General features: G+C 62.8%; 11 protein-coding genes. 6 read left to right on the forward strand and 5 right to left on the reverse strand.

Annotation, left to right across the window (positions count from 1 at the left end):
* Positions 1–42: 42 nt before the first annotated feature.
* Positions 43–1,512: a Fe-S cluster assembly protein SufB gene (gene sufB, locus BHMPCIPO_RS09970; RefSeq protein WP_173516582.1), complete on the reverse strand. Its 1,470-nt coding sequence runs from the start codon at positions 1,510–1,512 to the stop codon at positions 43–45.
* Positions 1,513–1,664: 152 nt separating this feature from the next.
* Positions 1,665–2,831: a cysteine desulfurase family protein gene (locus BHMPCIPO_RS09975; protein ID WP_173516583.1), complete on the reverse strand. Its 1,167-nt coding sequence runs from the start codon at positions 2,829–2,831 to the stop codon at positions 1,665–1,667.
* A gap of 224 nt (positions 2,832–3,055) precedes the next feature.
* Here BHMPCIPO_RS09975 and BHMPCIPO_RS09980 point away from each other — a divergent pair, with 224 nt between their 5' ends.
* Positions 3,056–3,733: an alpha/beta hydrolase gene (locus BHMPCIPO_RS09980; RefSeq protein ID WP_173516584.1), complete on the forward strand. Its 678-nt coding sequence runs from the start codon at positions 3,056–3,058 to the stop codon at positions 3,731–3,733.
* A gap of 65 nt (positions 3,734–3,798) precedes the next feature.
* Here the strand turns inward: BHMPCIPO_RS09980 and BHMPCIPO_RS09985 are convergent, their stop codons facing one another.
* On the reverse strand, positions 3,799–5,004 hold the full coding sequence (locus BHMPCIPO_RS09985) for a GGDEF domain-containing protein (RefSeq protein WP_173518135.1): 1,206 nt from the start codon (positions 5,002–5,004) through the stop codon (positions 3,799–3,801).
* A 118-nt stretch (positions 5,005–5,122) separates the two neighbouring features.
* Positions 5,123–6,271, reverse strand: a complete 1,149-nt coding sequence (locus tag BHMPCIPO_RS09990) for an anhydro-N-acetylmuramic acid kinase (RefSeq protein ID WP_173516585.1) — start codon at positions 6,269–6,271, stop codon at positions 5,123–5,125.
* A 98-nt stretch (positions 6,272–6,369) separates the two neighbouring features.
* Between BHMPCIPO_RS09990 and tyrS the strand changes: the two genes are divergently transcribed.
* Positions 6,370–7,623, forward strand: a complete 1,254-nt coding sequence (gene tyrS / locus BHMPCIPO_RS09995) for a tyrosine--tRNA ligase (RefSeq protein ID WP_173516586.1) — start codon at positions 6,370–6,372, stop codon at positions 7,621–7,623.
* Between the two features lie 153 nt (positions 7,624–7,776).
* On the opposite strand, the gene BHMPCIPO_RS10000 is transcribed toward tyrS, so the two are convergent.
* Positions 7,777–11,169 carry a YhdP family protein gene (locus tag BHMPCIPO_RS10000; RefSeq protein WP_173516587.1) on the reverse strand — a complete coding sequence of 1,131 codons (3,393 nt, stop codon included), beginning with the start codon at positions 11,167–11,169 and terminating at the stop codon, positions 7,777–7,779.
* A 412-nt stretch (positions 11,170–11,581) separates the two neighbouring features.
* Here BHMPCIPO_RS10000 and BHMPCIPO_RS10005 point away from each other — a divergent pair, with 412 nt between their 5' ends.
* From BHMPCIPO_RS10005 to BHMPCIPO_RS10020, 4 genes are all read left to right on the forward strand, one after another.
* Positions 11,582–12,061: a peroxiredoxin gene (locus BHMPCIPO_RS10005; protein ID WP_173516588.1), complete on the forward strand. Its 480-nt coding sequence runs from the start codon at positions 11,582–11,584 to the stop codon at positions 12,059–12,061.
* Positions 12,058–12,885, forward strand: a complete 828-nt coding sequence (locus tag BHMPCIPO_RS10010) for a ferritin-like domain-containing protein (protein WP_173516589.1) — start codon at positions 12,058–12,060, stop codon at positions 12,883–12,885. The genes BHMPCIPO_RS10005 and BHMPCIPO_RS10010 overlap by 4 nt, the downstream gene beginning before the upstream one ends.
* A gap of 102 nt (positions 12,886–12,987) precedes the next feature.
* Complete coding sequence (locus BHMPCIPO_RS10015) at positions 12,988–14,322, forward strand: M23 family metallopeptidase (RefSeq protein WP_312033018.1); 1,335 nt, start codon at positions 12,988–12,990, stop codon at positions 14,320–14,322.
* Positions 14,323–14,522: 200 nt separating this feature from the next.
* A complete protein-coding gene (locus BHMPCIPO_RS10020; protein ID WP_173516590.1) occupies positions 14,523–16,031 on the forward strand; it encodes a DEAD/DEAH box helicase in 1,509 nt (502 codons plus the stop codon).
* Positions 16,032–16,038: the final 7 nt, after the last annotated feature.

Below are 16,038 nucleotides of genomic sequence, written 5' to 3' on the forward strand. Positions count from 1 at the left end.
GCGCAAACGCGATGCGCGCCATTCAATATTCAGTTCAAGGCCTTAGCCGACCGAGCCTTCGAGCGAGATGCCGATCAGCTTCTGCGCTTCGACGGCGAATTCCATCGGCAGCTCCTGGATCACTTCCTTGACGAAGCCGTTGACGATCAGCGCGATCGCCGCTTCCTCCGGAATCCCGCGCTGCAGGCAGTAGAACAGCTGGTCCTCGGAAATCTTCGACGTGGTCGCCTCGTGCTCGAACTGTGCCGTCGAGTTCTTCGCCTCGATATAGGGCACGGTGTGCGCGCCGCACTTGTCGCCGATCAACAAGGAGTCGCACTGGGTGAAGTTGCGGGCGTTCTCGGCCTTGCGGTGGGCCGAAACCTGGCCGCGATAGGTGTTTTCCGAGACGCCGGCAGCGATACCCTTGGAGATAATGCGGCTCGACGTGTTCTTGCCGAGGTGGATCATCTTGGTGCCCGAGTCGATCTGCTGGTGGCCGTTCGAGACCGCGATCGAATAGAACTCGCCGCGCGAATTGTCGCCGCGCAGGATGCAGGACGGATATTTCCAGGTGATCGCCGAACCGGTTTCGACCTGCGTCCAGGAGATCTTGGAGTTCTTGCCGCGGCAATCGCCACGCTTGGTGACGAAGTTGTAGATGCCGCCCTTGCCGTCCTTGTCGCCCGGATACCAGTTCTGCACCGTCGAATACTTGATCTCGGCATCATCGAGCGCGACGAGCTCGACGACGGCGGCGTGAAGCTGGTTCTCGTCGCGCTGCGGCGCGGTGCAGCCTTCGAGATAGGACACATAGGCGCCCTCGTCGGCGATGATCAGCGTGCGCTCGAACTGGCCGGTGTTCTTCTCGTTGATGCGGAAGTAGGTCGAGAGCTCCATCGGGCAACGCACGCCCTTCGGCACATAGACGAAGGAACCGTCGGTGAAGACCGCGGAGTTCAGCGTCGCATAGTAGTTATCGGTCGTCGGAACGACGGAGCCGAGATACTTCTGCACGAGCTCGGGATGTTCGCGGATCGCCTCCGAGATCGACATGAAGATCACGCCGGCCTTCTTCAGCTCTTCCTTGAAGGTGGTGACGACCGAGACGCTGTCGAAGACGGCGTCGACGGCGATCTTCGACTTCTCGACGCCCGCGAGGATTTCCTGTTCCTTCAGCGGAATGCCGAGCTTCTCGTAGACCTTGAGGATTTCGGGATCGACCTCGTCGAGCGACTTCGGACCCGCCGTGCCCTTCGGCGCGGCATAGTAGTAGATCTCGTTGAAGTCGATCTTCGGATAGCTGACACGGGCCCAGGTCGGCTCTTCGAGCGTCAGCCAACGGCGATAGGCGCCAAGACGCCACTCGAGCATCCATTCCGGCTCATTCTTCTTCGCCGAAATGAAGCGAATGATGTCTTCCGAAAGGCCCTTCGGCGCCTTCTCGACTTCGATATGCGTCTCGAACCCGTATTTGTACTGGTCGACGTCGATCTGACGGACCTGATCAATGGTTTCCTGCACGGCAGGCATGTCGTTCTCCAATCTTGCCGGATCCAAGGTCCGGCAGCTTGTCAACACGATGCGAACGTGGCGCACCGCTTATGTAATGGCTAAAAGGCGCTTTTCACCCTGTTTGCCAAGCGGAAAATTGCTTTTCCGCAATTTCATCCCATCATCCCGCTTCAGGCCGCCCGTCCCGGCGCCCGGCGTCTTGCTGCTACCTTTGCGAAAGCGGCGGCGCAACGTTCGATTTCAGCCGCCGTCGTCAGCTCGCCGATCGAAATTCTGAGCGCGCCCTGGCGTGGATCGTAGCCCATCGCCGTCAGCACGTGGCTTTGCCCCACCTTGCCGGACGAACATGCCGATCCGGCCGAAAGCGCGACGCCTTCAAGGTCGAAGGCGATCTGCCCCGTTTCCGCCTTCAGGCCAGGAAGCGTGAAGAATGTCGTGTTGCCAACACGCGAAACGTCACGGCCGTGAATGACCACATCGGCAGCCGCCGCCAGCATCGCGTTTTCAAGCTTGTCGCGCAACGCGGCAATCATGCTCATCCGTTGGCCGACACCTTCGCCGACCTTCCGGGCGGCTGCGGCAAAGCCGGCAATCGCCACCGAATTTTCGGTGCCGGAACGGTGCCCCTTTTCCTGACCACCGCCGCGGATCAGTGGTGCGGGCATCATCACCTCGCCGCGCGCCACCAGCGCGCCGGCGCCCTTCGGGCCACCGATCTTGTGCGAGGAGAGAATGAGGAAATCGGCGCCCAGCTCTTCGATCGCAAGCGGCAACCGGCCGGCGGCCTGCACCGCGTCGACGACAAGTATACCACCATTGGCGCGAACGATCTCGGCGATCTCGGCGATCGGCTGGATGATGCCGGTCTCGTTGTTGACCAGCATGACGGCAACCATCGGCAGACCGAGCTGGCGGTCATGTGCCGTCAACAGCTCACGAAGCGCCTGGAGATCGACGATGCCGGCAGGCGTCACCGGGATTTCGCAAACGGCGTCGTGAGAAAAGCGTCCGCCTTCGCGCACTGCCGGATGTTCGATCGCCGAAGCATAGAGCCGGCCGATCTTGAGCGGTGTGCGGCCCATGCGGAAATCGGGCGTCAGCACCAGGTTGGCCGCTTCCGTCGCGCCGCTGGTGAAGATGACGCTTGCCGCTTTTGCCCCGCAAAGGGCGGCCACATCGCGGCGGGCGTTTTCGATCAGCGTGCGCAGCGCCCGGCCTTCGCCGTGGACGGAAGAAGGGTTGCCGACGAGGTCGAGCGCCGACAGGCAGGCCTCGCGCGCTTCGGTCAGAAGCGGCGCCGTGGCGTTCCAGTCCATGTAGATGCGCGAACCCGACATGATTTCCTTCGCTAGAACAACAGGCTGCGACCCGGCAACCTCTGGCGATGCATTTTCCTTGAATTTTCCGCGTCGCTTGCCTTATGAGACGAAGCACAAGGCGGAATGCCCGCACAGAAGTTTTGAACGGTTCTAAACTAGGTTTTAGAAAAGCTGACTGCTTTCGTCAAGACTGATCGCGATCTGAAACCAAGATTCGAACCAGGAACACTCCCGGAGAGCCAATGCCCGAAATTATCTTCAACGGACCCGCTGGCCGCCTCGAAGGCCGCTATCAGCCTTCGAAGCAAAAGAGCGCGCCGATCGCCATCATCCTGCACCCGCACCCGCAGTTCGGCGGCACGATGAACAACCAGATCGTCTACCAGCTCTTCTATATGTTCCAGAAGCGCGGCTTCACCACGCTCCGTTTCAACTTCCGTGGCATAGGCCGCAGCCAGGGTGAGTTCGACCATGGCGCCGGCGAACTGTCGGATGCGGCGTCCGCGCTCGACTGGGTGCAGAGCCTGCATCCGGATTCGAAGAGCTGCTGGGTTGCCGGCTACTCCTTCGGCGCCTGGATCGGCATGCAGCTCCTGATGCGCCGTCCGGAAATCGAGGGCTTCATGGCCGTGGCACCGCAGCCGAACATCTACGACTTCTCGTTCCTGGCGCCCTGCCCGTCGTCCGGCCTGATCATCAACGGCGATTCCGACAAGGTCGCGCCGGAGAAGGACGTGAACGGTCTCGTCGAGAAGCTTAAAGCCCAGAAGGGCATTCTCATCACCCACCGCACCGTTCCCGGCGCCAACCACTTCTTCAACGGCCAGGTCGAAAACCTGATGTCGGAATGCGAGGATTACCTCGACCGTCGCCTGAATGGCGAGTTGACGCCGGAACCGGCCGCCAAGCGCATTCGCTGATCGTTTCATGAATTGAACAAAAGAGCCGCGCGTTCTTCGGATTGCGCGGCTCTTTTCGTTTCAGATCAGCTTTGCGGGCGGCCGACCCACTGCGGCACGGACGGATTGACGACCGTGCCCGGCGTCTCGCCGCATTCGACCCGGTTGCGTCCGTTTGCCTTGGCCGCGTACAGCGCCTTGTCGGCGCGCTGCATCACGGGATCCAGAGCCTCGCCGCTACCGGCGGCGGTGACGCCGAAGCTTGCCGTCACGCGCGCCGCTTCCGGCAGGCCGGCAATCTGCTGGGACATGATGGCGGCGCGCATGCCATGGGCGACGACACGCGCTTCCGACAGCTCCGTACAGGGCAGAAACACCGCGAACTCCTCACCGCCGAGGCGACCGGCCACGGCACGGTTCGGCATGACGTCCTTCAGCACCCGCGCGAAACGGCGGATCACCTCGTCGCCAGCAAGGTGGCCGTAGGTGTCGTTGACTAGCTTGAAGCGATCGAGGTCGGCGAGGATCAGCGTGCCCGGCATCTGGGTGTCGCGTGCATGCAGGAGCGGTATGACGCGGTCCATGAAGCCGCGACGATTGTAGAGTCCCGAAAGAAGATCGATTTCCGAGCGGGCCTGCGCGTCGTCGACGATGTCCTTGACCATGACGCCGAGCATGGCCAGGCCTGCCCCGACGATCAGCATCGCACCAAGCGCCTGGGAAATGAGCGCAAAAGGGCTCGAGACATAATCCTGGGCGGTGGCGCCCGAGCCGGCGGCAACGGCGGCATAGATCTTCACGAGATAGTAGGCCGCGGACAAAGCCAACAGCCCGAAGAGCACCCGGTCGAAAAAGGAGCGGCGTCCCGAGCGGATTACCACGGATGCGGTCCACGCCTGGATCAGAAAGAAGGGCATCTGGTAGGGGATCGCGTGCTGCCAGGTGCCGCGCGGCAGGTCGTAGATTGCCACGTCCAGCGCGACGCCGGCGAGGAAACACGCGCAAAGCACGGTCCAGCGCACCGGAACCTCATAAAAGCGGCCGAGACCAAAACGCAGCAGACAGAGGCCGCCGAGCACAGACGCGAAGGCACCGATGGCGAAGAGCCGTGGCGTGGACGAGAAAGGAACGATCGCTTCACAAACGGCCGAAAGCGAGGCGACGACAAAACCGGCCGCACACCACAATGCCGCGGGACGCTGACGGCTCTTCACAGCAATGGTGAGGAATGCGACCGTGAAAATCTGCGCGATGATGAAGTTCACAGCCAGCAGAGAAATCGCACCACCCATCGAAGAACCCGAAACCTTCGTATTGCGGGGCAAGCCGCCTTTCGCCACCTCCGACGGTAGCGGTTGCCGATGCTAATTGGCCGATGCGAAAATTTGATTAATCCGTTCGGTGGATAGCCTATACACTGTTTCGGGCCTCTCCGCGAAGAGGTCTGGCGGCTTGTTTTCCACCTGTGACCGGCCGGCGGACACCGGTCGTTCCCGGATAGGTCAGCGGCAGGCCCTGCAGCGAGCGTACGGCAAGGTACGCCCAGGCCTCTGCCTCCATGGAATCACCATTGAAGCCGGCGTCCTCCGCCGGCAGAACCGTAGCGCCCTCCGCCTCGGCGAGCGCTGCGAGGTCGCGCATGATCACCGGATTGAGGCGGCCTCCGCCGCAGACGATGTAGGTGGATGGCCGCTGCGGCAGGTGTCCGGCCGACTTGAGGATGGCCGCCGCGGTCACATGGGCAAGCGTGCGGGCGCCGTCGGCGAGGCCGGCGTCGCTTCCCGCCGGCGGCACGAAATCGTTTCGGTCGAGCGAGCGGCGCTGTTTCGCGGTGAAAAACGGATTGGCGAGATAGCGCTCTGCAAGATCGGGAAGAACGGTCCCTTCGCTCGCGACCATGCCGCCCTGGTCGAAGGGAATGCCGGCATGGGCTTCCACCCATTGATCGATCAGCGTGTTGCCCGGGCCGCTGTCATAGGCGACGAGCGTCTCGCCGGCGCCGATGAAGGTCAGGTTGGAGATGCCGCCGATGTTGACGAAGACGACCGGCGCCGAAAGGCCGGCGGCGCCACGCACCAGAGCGGCGTGATAGGCGGGGATGAGCGGCGCACCCTGCCCGCCATGCACCATGTCGTTGGCGCGCATGTCGTAGACGACGTCGATACCGGTTTCGCGCGCAAGCAGCGGGCCGTCACCGATCTGCACCGTCAGGGCCTCGTCAGGGCGATGCAGAACGGTTTGACCGTGGAAGCCGATCACGTCGATATCCGCCGGCGACAGGTTGTTTTGCTGCAGGAAGGTTTTGACCGCTTCGGCATGCCGCAGCGTCAGGTCGCGCTCAAGCTCCGGCAGCGCGCCGGGTCTCTGGTCCCGCTGCGTGATCGCTTTCGCATCGACCAACCCCTGCTTCAGCCGGTCGCGAAAGCGGGCGTCATAGGCAAAGCCAGCAGAGGGGCCCCGCTCGACGATGGCGTCGCCATCGGTCTTGAGCAGCGCGACATCGATGCCGTCCATGCTCGTGCCGCTCATCAGGCCGATTGCCGTTCTTGTCTGTGCCATGCCGTCAACGTTTCCAGAATCACTTTTGGAGTGATTATGCGCGGAAACAGTGCTAAACGCCCGTTCGTTCAAAAACTTCCCCGCAAGAGAGACAGATTATGTCCGGTTTCAAGTCCGATTTCCTTCACACCCTCAGCGAGCGTGGCTTCATCCACCAGATCTCCGACGAGTCTGGCCTGGATGAACTGTTCCGGAAGGAAACCGTGACGGCCTATATCGGCTTCGACCCGACCGCACCGAGCCTTCACGCCGGCGGTCTCATCCAGATCATGATGCTGCACTGGATGCAGGCGACCGGCCATCGCCCGATCTCGCTGATGGGCGGCGGCACCGGCATGGTCGGCGACCCGTCCTTCAAGGACGAGGCGCGGCAACTGATGACGCCGGCGACGATTGAAGCCAACATCGCCAGCATCAAGACGGTCTTCTCCAACTACCTGACCTATGGCGAAGGCCCGAAGGACGCGTTGATGATCAACAATGCCGACTGGCTGCTCGGCATCAACTACCTCGAATTCCTGCGCGACGTCGGCCGCCACTTCTCGGTCAACCGCATGCTGTCCTTCGACAGCGTCAAGATGCGGCTCGATCGCGAACAGTCGCTGTCGTTCCTCGAGTTCAACTACATGATCCTGCAGGCCTATGACTTCGTCGAGCTGTACAAGCGCACCGGCTGCCGCTTGCAGATGGGCGGCTCGGACCAGTGGGGCAACATCGTCAACGGCATCGACCTCGGCCACCGCATGGGCACTGAGCAGCTTTATGCGCTGACCTCGCCGCTGCTGACGACGTCGTCGGGCGCCAAGATGGGCAAATCGGTCAACGGCGCGATCTGGCTGAACCCGGATATGCTGTCGGCCTATGACTTCTGGCAGTACTGGCGCAACACCGAAGATGCCGACGTCACCCGCTTCCTGAAGCTCTACACGACCCTGCCGATGGCAGAGATCGAGCGGCTTTCGAAGCTCGGCGGCGCGGAGATCAACGAGGTCAAGAAGATCCTGGCGACGGAAATCACCGCCATGCTGCACGGCCGCCCGGCCGCCGAGCAGGCGGCGGAGACCGCCCGCAAGACCTTCGAGGAAGGTGCGCTGGCCGAGAACCTGCCTTCGGTCGAGATCCCGACCGCTGAGCTGGAGGCGGGCCTGGGCCTGCTGACGCTGATCGTGCGCGCCGGCCTCGCTGCGTCCAATGGCGAGGCGCGTCGCCATGTGCAGGGCGGCGCCGTCAAGATCAACGACGAGGCTGTCAGCGATGAGCGCCGCGTGATCGGCACCGGCGACGTGACCGCCGACAATGTCGTCAAGCTGTCGCTCGGCAAGAAGAAGCACATCCTCGTGCGCCCGGCCTGAGCCTACATTCTCAGCAATCGATTCAAGAGGCCGGCCCTACAGCGCCGCGCGTCTTTGTAAGACGCGCAAAGGTCGCTGTAGCACTTTGAAGTGCTGCATGTTTTGTCCTTAAATCGGCGACGATTTAAGGAACATGCAGTGCGCCGGCCTTTTTCATTGGAACTCGAAGATGCTGCGGAAGACGCCCGGCGCGATGATCGACAGGGGGTTGATCGTCAACTTCGGCTGATTGAAGGGACCGTTGAGCTTGAAGGTGATACCGAGCAGGCCACGGTCGCGGCCATTGCCGAGCAAAACGCCGATCAGCGGCAGTTCGCCGAAGATGCGGTTCAAGCCGTAGGCCGGCATGAAGGTGCCGGTCATGTCCATGATGCCGTTGGTGTCGCGCACCGTTCCCTGGAACGTCGCGCCGACGTCGGTACCGCGCAACACGCCGCCATCGACGCGGATCGCGCCGCGGTCGAGGGCGAGCTGGGCAAAGCCGCGCTCGAATCGCGCCGAACTCACGTCGATGTCGCGGCGAACGGCCTGGTTGAGGCTCCGCCCATCGGCGCCCGTCGGCGTCGACACCATCGATTGCAGCCGTTGCTCGCCGACGAGCTGGAATTTGCGGATGTCGACGCTGCCGCGCCAGGAACGTCCCCCACGATCACGCAGTTTCAGATTGAGCAAGCCGCCGCGCATGTTCTGGTAGATGTCGGCGAAGCGCGCCAGCGCGCCGGCGTCGCCTGCAGTCAGCTCGAGCGTGTTGTCGGCGCCGGCCTTGGTGAGCCGGGCGACGAGCGCCTGGCCGCTACCGGTAACCGCCGAAAGGTTGACATCCTCGATCTGGCTGCCGCGCTCTGCGTAGACCAGGTTCACATTCGACAGCGCCTCGCCATTGAAGCCGGTGACGCGATCGAGCTGGGCCTTGATCGTGATGTCGTCGCCTCCGCCCCGGCTCTGGTCGCTTCCCGCCTTCATCTGCGCAAGAATCGGTCTGATGTCCGCCGCCGCGCCGCTGAGCGTCGCCGTATAGCCACCCTTGCGGCGGTCGACCGAGACCCTGAAATCGTCGCCCTGGGCCAGACGGACGTTGTCGAGGCGGGCGGAGACCAGTCCGCCGCCATCCACCTGCAGGCCACCCCGTGCCCCGAAGCCGTCTCCCGCGACGGCAAAATCGTCGATGACAACGGTCTCATCGGATTTGCTCGCCGTGAATCGTGCTTCCGCCGGGATCCCCGCTCCCTTGCTCCAGCCGATCCATGGCAGGGACAGAGCGGCCTTTGCGAGCCCGATCTTCGCCTCTACACGATCCTGATCGCCAATCGTCACGTCGGCGCTGATCGGCCCGGACACGATCTTCGCCAGGCCCGGCGCCAGCTTCTGCCAGACATCTTGGTCCAGGATGCCCGAAATCTGACGCGAGCGTTTGACCTTCGAATCGCTGTCGACCGGCTCCGTCAAGGCGATGCTGACCTTCGCACCCTCCAGGCGCGCGTCGGCATCGAGCACGGCCTGCTGGTTATCGACCCGGAACGTCCCGACGAGGTCGGAAACGGGCCGGCCGTAGAACGCCCTGTTGACGCTGACCTTGTCCAATTGCATCTCCACCTGCCACAGCGGCTTGGGCGGATGCTGGTCCGAGATCAGGCCGAAGCGCGCGCCGACAAGGGCGGTGAGAGGACCGCTGAAGTCCTCGGGCAGCAACGATGTCTTTTGCAATGCCTGGATCGGCTTGTAGGTGACGAGCTCGGCGATCGCATCCGCGGCACCTCCAACCTCGATCTTCATCTCCGCCATCAGCGGCTTCGTGTATACGTCGGGAAGGATGAAGTCGCCGCCGTTGAGCGCCACGGACCGTCCCGACGGGAAATAGGCGGTGCCCTTCCCCACTTGAACCGTCATGCGCTGGCCGCTCAGCTTGAACTTGCCGGAAGTGTCGCGCAGCGGCGGTATCTCGCCGGTTATGTTGATACGGGTGTCGTCGATGTCGAAGTTGATGTTGAGCTCCTGCTCGTTGAGCTTCAACTCCCCTTCGTTATTGGCAATCCGTCCTTCGGCAACCGACACTTCGATGCGCGCATTGGTGACGATACCGCCGAAGAGGTTGCCGATCGCCCAGCGGCGAGCGCCCTTCGCGATCCACCACGGCCACAATTGCTTGACCGCCGTCGCCTCCATGCGATCGCTGACGGCGGCAAAGCTGACCCGCGGCGAGGTCTTGCCGAAAGCGACCGAAAGCGAACCGTACATCGAGCCGAGCGGGCTCGACACCGCGAGCTGGTCGAAGATCAGCCGGTGGCTGTCCGAAGTGAACCGGCCGCTTGCCTTGGCATCGAAGATCAGCGGCTGCTCGGCGACATCTTCCGGAGCCGTGCTGGCGTTCTTTAGAAGCAGATCGATAGCGAAGCCCTTGTCCGTGCCGCCGGCAAGTTTGTCGAGGTCGATGACGGCGCCGGTAAACGGAAAGGTCGAACGACCGATCTTGACCACCGACGGCAGGATCTCGACCGAGGCGCGCTCGAAATCATAGGCGATGTCCATTTGCGACGGATTGAGTGTCGAGACGAGGCCGCCAGCGTGGAATGCACCCTTGGAGGTACGCACCGCTACGCGCAGATCCGGCTTCGCCTCCCCGGCTGCCCGTGTCGCCTTCAGCGTCAGTCCTGCGGCTGCGTCGATGCCAAAGGCCTGCTCCGCACCCGACTTGCCGTGATAGAAGAACGGCGCGAGCGGCAGGTTGGTGATCGCCGCCTCGAAGCCCGTCACGTGCCCACTTTGGCCAAGCGCATCGGCTTTGATATCGACCGTGACGCCATCGACGATGGCGCTGCCCTGCACGCTCATGGAGCCGCTTGCGTCACGGTTGAATTCGAGCGCGGAGGCGACGACCGGAACGACGCGATTGCGCGCGCCGACGACGGAGAAGCTGAAGTCGGAGAGCGTTACGGTCTGGCTGCCTCTCCCGGCCGCCATCCGCGACATGCGGTCGACATGGGAAAACAGGGCCTCGAGAGCATCACCGACATCGGCGATGCGGATCTTGGTGAGATCGAGCGGCTCGCCGCGTGGAAGCAGGCCGGTATCGAAATCGCCACCTTCCGCTTCCAGGCGGGAAACGGCGATATGGCCCGTCATCAGTGACAGCGGGTCGAGTGCGATCGAGATCGAACGAAGCTTTGCGACGGGTTGGCCGGTTGCCGTTTCGCTGAGAGCTACCTCCCGCGCCTTGAGCGCAATCGCGCCGCTTGCCGTCATGCGCACCACCGTGCTGCCGACGTCGGCGCGGTAGGCGCTCCCGAGCGCGGCATTGAGGGCGGTCCGGGCACGCGCGTTCAGCGTGCTGTCCATCATACCGCTTTCGATCACGGTTACGAGGATCGCGCCCAGGATGAAGGCAAGCAGCGATATCGACAGGACAATCTTGGCGCAGAGACGCAAGGGAGAGCTCTTGCGCGGTGCGTGCACGATAATGGGATCGAGAGCCTGCGCCGAGGGCAACGCATGCAGCGCGACGATGTCTTTCTTGCGAAAGCCGACTTTTTCGCCGCGGATCTCACTCATCAGCGCGGACGTCCTCCGTTCGATACGAGCTTGTTCGCCGTCCCCTTTTGCTGATGCTTTGGGACGGCCGTTTCTCGCTTCTTGTAGACCACATATCGTCGTACCGAGTCACCAAGCGACCCGGGAGTTGCTGTGGAAAGCCACCACCTGCAACGGGAATTGCGCGTGCGGGCGACAGCAATGTTTCGTAGCGGCCTGTGCCGTCCGAAAGCTGTCGAATCTAGCACAAATGCGCTGGACGGCAGTCGACGATTTTCGATATGCCCTTAAGCGCCGCAAGTCTTTGCGAGACGTGTAAAGCTCGCTGCAGCGCTTGAGTTACCGCATGTTTTGCCCATCGATCGGCGACGGCCAGGTCAGCATGCAGTAGCGTCCGATTGTCTGCAAAACTTGGCAGAAGGAAGGTTTAATCATGGCAAGACCCGCTCCCGGAGATGTCGCTCCCGACTTCACGTTGCCGCGTGATGGCGGCGGTACGATCTCGCTTTCGGCCTTTCGCGGTCGCCCCGTGGTGCTCTTCTTCTATCCGAAGGACGACACCCAGGCTTGCACGTTGGAAGCGATCTCGTTTTCCGAGCTTGCCGACGAATTTGCCGCGGCCGGCATCACGCTGATCGGGCTCTCGCCTGATTCGGTGAAGAAGCACGATCGCTTCGCCAAGAAGCACAACCTCACGGTGACGCTCGCCGCCGACGAGGAAAAGGCGGTCGTGAACGCCTACGGCGTCTGGGTCGAGAAGATGATGTACGGCAGGAAATACATGGGCGTCGAACGCAGCACTTTCCTGATCGGCGCCGACGGCGTTGTCGTCAGGGTATGGGAAAAGGTGAAGGTCGATGGCCATGCCCAGGAGGTCCTGGCCGCGGCACAGGCCCTCTGCGGAAAGCCATGACCGAATTGCCCGCGTTTCACAGCCTGCGAGGCGGTGCCGTCGAAGCGATTCGCGCGGCGGACCTCGAGGTCAAGACGGCGCTCGCGCAGGAGGCGGCCAGGCGCTGGCAGCGCCGCACCCTGTCGCTGCGCTCGCCGCTCGACCGACCCGTGCCGGTTCGCCCCGGGCGGCCCGACAAGCCGGTGCTGACCCCGCCGACGCAGGTGAAAAGGCGATCGCTCGGCTCCCTCAAGGGGCGCATCGCCTTGCTGCACTCGATCGCCCATATCGAGTTGAACGCCGTCGACCTTGCCCTCGATATCGTTGCCCGCTTTGCCACGGAGCCGGTGCCCAATTCCTTCTTCGACGGCTGGATGCGTGTGGCCTTCGAAGAGGCCAAGCACTTCCGGCTGGTCCGCCAGCGACTGAACGATCTCGGTGCGGACTATGGCGACCTGCCTGCCCATGACGGGCTCTGGCAGGCGGCGCACGATACCCGCAATGACCTCACGGCGCGCCTTGCCGTGGTGCCGCTCATTCTCGAAGCGCGCGGTCTCGACGTGACGCCGGCGCTGCAGGCGAAGATGCGCGAAACCGGCGACTTCGAGAGTGCCGCGGTGCTCGATGTTATCTATGAGGACGAAAAGGGCCACGTCGCCGTCGGCGCCAAATGGTTCCGGTTTCTCTGCGCCCGAGAGAAGAAGGACCCGGCGGCGACTTTCCAGGCGCTGGTGCGCGCCAATTTCCGTGGACCACTGAAGGCGCCGTTCAACGACATTGCCCGCGCCGAGGCCGGACTGACGCCGTCCTTCTATCGCTCGATGACCGCCTCGACCAACCGATAGCCGCATCGCGCACCGCACTCAGCCTAACCAATTGTTAACCCTAACGAAGTGTAATGATCCGCAGGTGATGCGAGGCAACGCGCACATGGCGGGAGAGAACGGGTGTCTGGACGTTCGGCAAATCGTGCCTTCGGAAAACGTAAGGAACATCACGTTCTGATATTGGCCAGTGGCGACAAGGTCCGCCATATGACGGTTCGCCCCTGGATGGCGGCAATAGCCCTATCCTTCGCCGGCGTCTGCAGCATCGGCTATCTCGCGGCGACATCCTACCTCGTCCTGCGCGACGATCTCATTGGCGGCACGATTGCGCGCCAGGCGCGGATGCAGCACGAATACGAGGATCGAATCACGGCGCTTAGGGCGCAGGTCGATCGCGTTACCAGCCGTCAGTTGCTCGACCAGCAAGTGGTCGAGGAGAAAGTCGAGAAGCTGCTTCGCCAGCAGATGGCATTAACCTCGCGCAACGGAAAGTTCGGCGCTCTGGTCGAAAGGGCCGAAAATTCCGGCCTGACGACGGAAAGCAGCGAGACCCCGGAGATCGAACCTCTCGCCTATGAGAAACGAGCCGACGCGAACACCGGCGGCGTGAAGGCGATCGAGAAGCTGATGGGGCTGAACAGCGCCTCCTTGTCAGCTGCCGCTCGGGCCACCCCCCTCGCCTATGCCGCACCCGACGCCGGCGAATCGACCTCCGACCGCGCCGACCGGATCTTCTCGAAGGTGACGCTCTCGTTGAAGGACGTCGAGCTGGAGCAAATGGCGCGACTGAAACAACTGACGGATGGCGCAGCAAGGACGTCGGACGCGATTCGCTCGATCATCGGGAGGGTCGGCGTCGACCTGCCCGTCAGCGACGTTGCCGAAATGGTCCCGGCTGCCACGCCTTCGGGCTCTTCCGAGACCGCCATTGGCGGCCCCTTCGTCGAACCGGCAGCCGATGACGAATTCGGCCGTTCCCTGGCTGCCCTCGATACCGCGCTTCTGGAACTGGAGCGGACGCGGGCGCAGGTCCGCGCTCTGCCCTTCGGCAACCCTTCGCCGGCGAGCGACATCACCAGCGACTTCGGCAACCGTCTCGATCCGTTCCTCGGTCGCCTGGCGCTCCATGCCGGCATCGACTTCCGCGCGACCGTCGGCACGCGCATCCGCGCGACCGCGCCCGGCACCGTGACGAATGCCGGCTTGACCGGTGGTTATGGAAACATGGTCGAGATCGACCACGGCAACGGTGTGTCGAGCCGCTATGCCCACCTCTCCACGGTCCTGGTGAAGGTCGGCGACCAGGTGACGGAAGGCGAGGTCATTGCCAAGTCCGGCAATACGGGTCGCTCCACCGGTCCGCACCTGCACTATGAAATCCGCCTGAATGGCGAGGCGGTGGATCCCACGCGGTTTCTCGACGCCAGCCGGAAGCTCGCCTCCTACATGAACTGACCGCTCGTTCGGCTGTGCGCGGGTCTTGCGCGGCTTGACAAGAAATGCGACAGATTCGCCACTATTTACCTTTTGCTGCTTCAACGTGCTGGATTTCTTGACTTTCAGCGACGTTCAGCTTAAGAGCGCGGCCACGTGCTCGTGCGTTTTCCATCGATCGATCAGTGTTCTATTGAACCGGAACGGAAACAGATTTCCCTTTGACCAATTTTGCTGACCTTGGCCTGAGCCAAAAAGTTCTCTCCGCTGTCACCGATGCGGGCTACACAACCCCGACCCCGATCCAGGCTGGCGCCATCCCGCCGGCCCTGCAGCGTCGTGACATTCTGGGCATCGCCCAGACGGGTACGGGCAAGACGGCTTCGTTCGTGCTGCCGATGCTGACGCTGCTCGAAAAGGGCCGCGCTCGCGCCCGCATGCCGCGCACGCTCATCCTGGAGCCGACGCGCGAGCTCGCCGCCCAGGTCGCAGAGAACTTCGACAAGTACGGCAAGAACCACAAGCTCAACATCGCGCTTCTGATCGGCGGCGTTTCGTTCGACGAGCAGGATCGCAAGCTCGAGCGCGGCGCCGACGTGCTGATCTGCACGCCCGGCCGTCTGCTCGATCATTTCGAACGCGGCAAGCTCCTGATGACCGGCGTCGAAATCCTGGTCATCGACGAAGCCGACCGCATGCTCGACATGGGCTTCATTCCCGATATCGAGCGCATCGCCAAGCTTATTCCGTTCACGCGCCAGACGCTGTTCTTCTCGGCGACGATGCCGCCGGAAATCCAGAAGCTCGCCGACCGCTTCCTGCAGAACCCGGAACGCATCGAAGTCGCCCGCCCGTCTTCGACGGCGCAGACGGTGACGCAGCGCTTCGTGGCGGCGCACGCCAAAGACTATGAGAAGCGTGCGGTGCTGCGCGATCTGATTCGCGCCCAGGACGAACTGAAGAACGCGATCATCTTCTGCAACCGCAAGAAGGATGTCGCCGACCTCTTCCGTTCGCTCGACCGCCACGGCTTCTCCGTGGGCGCGCTGCACGGCGACATGGACCAGCGTTCGCGCATGACGATGCTCGCGAACTTCAAGGACGGCAACATCAAGCTGTTGGTCGCCTCCGACGTCGCAGCCCGCGGTCTCGATATCCCCGATGTCAGTCACGTCTTCAATTTCGACGTTCCGATCCATGCGGAAGACTATGTTCACCGCATCGGCCGCACCGGCCGTGCCGGTCGTTCGGGCGCCTCCTTCACGCTGGTGACGAAGCGCGACACGAAGTTCTCCGACGCCATCGAGAAGCTGATCGGCCAGAAGGTCGAATGGCTGAACGGCGACCTTTCCAATCTGCCCGAGCCGATGGAAAGCCACGACACCGGCCGGCGTGATCGCGGCCGCGATGGTCGCAGGGACCGGAAAAAAGATGGGGATCGCGGCTCGAAGGGCCGTCCCGATCATAAATCCGATACCGTGCGTGCCGATAGTGAGGCCGAAATTGAAACAGTCGCGGAAAGGGCGGAATCGGTGAAACCGGCACGCAGCACAGAAAACAAGCAGGGACAGAACAACCGCGCCGATCGTCCGGTGCGCGCATCGAACCCTGCCAATGATGACAATCGCGACCGCCGCAACCGTCACCGCCGCGACTATGACGACGGCCCGACTCCGGTCGGATTCGGCGACGAAATCCCCGCCTTCATGCTGATTGCCGGCAAGGCCTGATTGATCC

Origin of the sequence: Ensifer sesbaniae, assembly GCF_013283665.1 — a bacterium.
In the GTDB taxonomy this organism is placed as follows: domain Bacteria; phylum Pseudomonadota; class Alphaproteobacteria; order Rhizobiales; family Rhizobiaceae; genus Ensifer; species Ensifer sesbaniae.